Source organism: Candidatus Eisenbacteria bacterium (assembly GCA_035577985.1).
GTDB lineage: Bacteria > Desulfobacterota > Binatia > DP-6 > DP-6 > DATJZY01.
Window position 1 is genome coordinate 1 of record DATJZY010000139.1, and the last position, 3,330, is coordinate 3,330.

The window sequence follows — 3,330 nt, forward strand, 5'->3', positions numbered from 1 at the left end:
CGTGGACATCGCGCTGCTCCCCGAGCGTCGCGGCGCCGGGATCGGCGAGCGTCTGGTGCGCGAGCTGATCGCCGAGGGCGAGACGCGCGGCGTCCCGGTGAACCTCTACGTGCTCGCCAGCAGCCCCGCGATCCGGCTCTATGAACGGCTCGGGTTCGTGCGCGCCGGCGAGAGCGGCTTCCATCTGATGATGGAGCGGCGACCGGAGCGATGAGGCGGCAGGGGCGCCGCGGCCGAGGCGAGTAACGTCCCCGGCATTCACGGCCCTCCGAGCCGTGAACGTCCTACGTCGCCGTAGCGGGCGTCAACCTGCTCTCGCTCCCGGCGCGGAACGGTCGCTGGTGCGCCGCGCAAAGGTTCTCGATCACGTGCCGGCCCGACATCGTCGCCATCGGCACGCCGCCACCGGGTTCGACCCACTGACCCGCCATGTAGAAGTCGGCCAGCCCGGGCAGCGTTTTCGGAACATACGTGACGTTCAGAGATTTTGGCAGCCAGCCCTCGAATGCTCCACGCCACGATCGCGCCATGCGCCAGTAGGTGAGGGGCGTCGCGAGGTCGACCATTCGCAAGTCGTCTCGAACGCCGGGAACGAGCCGATCGATCGAAGTGAGGATCGCATCCCCGGCGGCCTCTTTCTCGTGCTGATATCGCGCGCCGCGAGTCGCCCACCACTCGTAGCTCGTCTCGACCATCGCCTGCACGATAGCGTGCCCGGGCGGGGCGAACGAAGGGTCGTCGTTGTAGAGGCGCAGATAGAGCGAATCGTTGCGCCGGTCGCCCACCGCCAGCGGTTCGATGGCGTCGGCGATCAGCGTCGAGGGCTGTCCCGTGAGCGGGCGCGCGACGCCGTAGGTGGCGAGCACGATCGGCTGGAACATGCGCAGGTGATCGATGCGCGCCTTCCATTCGTGAGCCCCGTAGCGCCCCGCCAGCAGCCGGAACACGGTTTCGGGAACGCTGGAAGTCGAGATCACCACGTCGGCCTCGATCATGGTGCCGTCGGTCAGCCTCACGCCGCGCGCGCGATCGTCACGGACGATGATCTCTTCGACGGTCGTGTCGATCATGGAGCGCCCGCCGAGCGATTGATAACGGGCAATCAGGGCGTCGCGAAACGCGGCGGTGCCGCCGAGCGGCCGCGACAGCCATCCGCGCGCGAGATACCCCAGTAACATCAGCAGGAAGAACGGCGGTGCCTCGGGAGGCATCATTCGGCGAAACATGCCGCGCAACCGCGGGCTCTTCAGGTGTTTGTCGGCCCATGCGGACATGGGCTCCGTGAAGTGCACGAAATCGCGAGCGAGTCCGCGCATCTCCCAGAGCTGGCGCAGCTGCGCGGTGAGGCCCGTCACCTCGGGCGCGTGCTCGATGGGCGGCTGCAGGTCGGCGATGCGTTCCGCCCCTTCCCACATGCGCGACAGCTCGTCGGCGTCCTCGGGAGCCAGATCCCGTAGCGCGTCGAACATCGTCGCCAGATTCCGCTGGACACTGATCTCCCATCCATCCTTCGCATGGCGGTAGCGCATCCATTCGTCGAGGACGTGCAATCGCACCGGGGGAATGATGCCGAGCTCCTCGTAGATCCGCGTGAACGGACCGCCCGTCAGCCAGTGGATGCAGCCGTCGACGAGGTAGGGCCCGCGCTGCCAGGCGGTGCAGACTCCGCCAAGCGCGAGGTTGTGCTCGATGAGGGTGACGTCGAAGTCGTTGGCGCGCGCGTAACATCCCGCCGAGAGCCCGGCGAGGCCGCCGCCGATGATGACCAGTCTGGTTGCGCTCATGATCGAACCCCCGAGTCGTGTCCATGAAGTGCGGGGCGTCGAAGACGCGGCACATCGACTGCGGGGCGGGCGGCGGTGTGGTGCGTCGCCCCGAATGCTACGCCCTCTGGGGCCGCCGGCGCTAGGGCAGGTCCTGTCCGTCGCGAGCTTCGCGGACCGCGAGCTTGACGAGCGCCTTCACCCGGTCGCGGAACCGCGTCTCGAGATCGCTGTCACCGTGGGTGAACTGCTCGCGCAGATCTTCCGCGGTGACGGATCGCTGCACCTCGTCGAGGGTCTGGGCTCCGTTCCGCAGAGCGTCGCGCACGCCCTTCGTCACCGTCTCGAGCAGCGCCAACTCCAGTCGCAGGAATTGCTGGTCGTGGAACGCCGGCCCGTGCCCCGGGATGATGACGTCCGCGTCGAGCCGGGCCAGCTCCCGAAGCGTCTCGGCCTGCCGCGTCGGCGGTGGAGTGATGTAGGGAATCGGGTACGAGACCGCGTCTCCGGTGATGAGCACCTTCTCGTGCGGCAGGTAGAGCACGGTCGTCCCTTCGGCATCCCCGGTCATGCTCATGAAGCGGAACTCCCTCCCGCCGTGCTCGAGCGTGAGCCGGCTCTCGTAGGTCAACGTGGGATACACGCGGCGGAGAGTCGCGGCCTCTTCGACGAAGCTCCGGTAGTCGCGGACGTCCGCCTCGTCCTTGCTGCGCTGCGCCGTCGTGAGCGGAGTTCCGTCGGCGCCCTTGCCGGACGCGATTTCCTTCTCGAGATCCGACTGCATCGCATCGAGCTGCTGGCGGAACTTCTTGGGCCACAGGCTGGCGGAGTTGCGCATGAACTCGACGGTCTTCTCGGTCGCGATGATCTCGAGGTCGGGAAACGTGTCGGCGTAGACCTGGTTTCCGGACCAGTGGTCGGGATGCCAGTGGGAGTTCACCACGTAGCGGACCGGCTTGCGAGTGATCTTGCGGATCTCGGCAAGGATGAGCCGCGCGGTCGAGGGCCGGGTGTCGGTGTCGAACACCAGCACGTCGTCGGAGTTCACGATCACCACAGAGTTCAGCTCCCGCACGTAGCTGTCCCGCATGGTCATGAATTGGAAGATGCCGTCGGCGATCTTGAACTTGCGGATGTCGTGGCCGGCGCCGCTCATTTTCGCCACGTCGGTCTGTGCGTGGGCGAGAGTGGCAGCCCAGAGAACGGCCGCCACCATCGCGACCGTGGCGAGGCGTCCCATCGTCCCGCGGAGTGGCTTCCCAAGAGTCTCCGGCACGGCAGACATGAGTACCGCTCTGACGGCGGGAACACCGCCTGATTCCCCCGAGCGCGGCGAATCTCGCTACGGGCAGAACCCCTCGACGGGCGTTCGGGCTCGGCCGCCCGGACGTAATCGGGTGGGCAGCTCACACTCGATCGTGGAGGAAGGCATGACCCTCGGCCGATGGCGCATTCGCTCCCTGATGGGACTGGCCCTGCTCCTCGCGAGCTCGGCGAGCGCACAGTCCCCCGACACGAGTTTGTGGGTCGCCGACGGACTGGTTCGAGCCATCGTGCGCTCGGGCAA

3 protein-coding genes are annotated in these 3,330 nt (G+C 67.3%); 1 reads left to right on the plus strand and 2 read right to left on the minus strand.

Annotation, left to right across the window (positions count from 1 at the left end; genetic code table 11):
• Positions 1-214: GNAT family N-acetyltransferase (locus VMS22_20145; GenBank protein HXJ36353.1), on the plus strand; the 214-nt coding region annotated here is incomplete at its 5' end.
• 70 nt (positions 215-284) lie between these two features.
• On the opposite strand, the gene VMS22_20150 is transcribed toward VMS22_20145, so the two are convergent.
• Positions 285-1,784, minus strand: coding sequence for an NAD(P)/FAD-dependent oxidoreductase (locus tag VMS22_20150; GenBank protein HXJ36354.1), 1,500 nt, complete (start codon positions 1,782-1,784; stop codon positions 285-287).
• A 121-nt stretch (positions 1,785-1,905) separates the two neighbouring features.
• The gene (locus VMS22_20155; protein ID HXJ36355.1) at positions 1,906-2,919 is read right to left on the minus strand and encodes an MBL fold metallo-hydrolase; all 1,014 of its coding nucleotides are present in this window, start codon (positions 2,917-2,919) and stop codon (positions 1,906-1,908) included.
• Positions 2,920-3,330: the final 411 nt, after the last annotated feature.

Excerpts from the sequence above, each read along its gene's own strand:
- VMS22_20150 (HXJ36354.1), bottom strand. The coding sequence starts at position 1,784 with ATGAGCGCAACCAGACTGGTCATCATCGGCGGCGGCCTCGCCGGGCTC.
- VMS22_20155 (HXJ36355.1), bottom strand. The coding sequence starts at position 2,919 with ATGAGCGGCGCCGGCCACGACATCCGCAAGTTCAAGATCGCCGACGGC.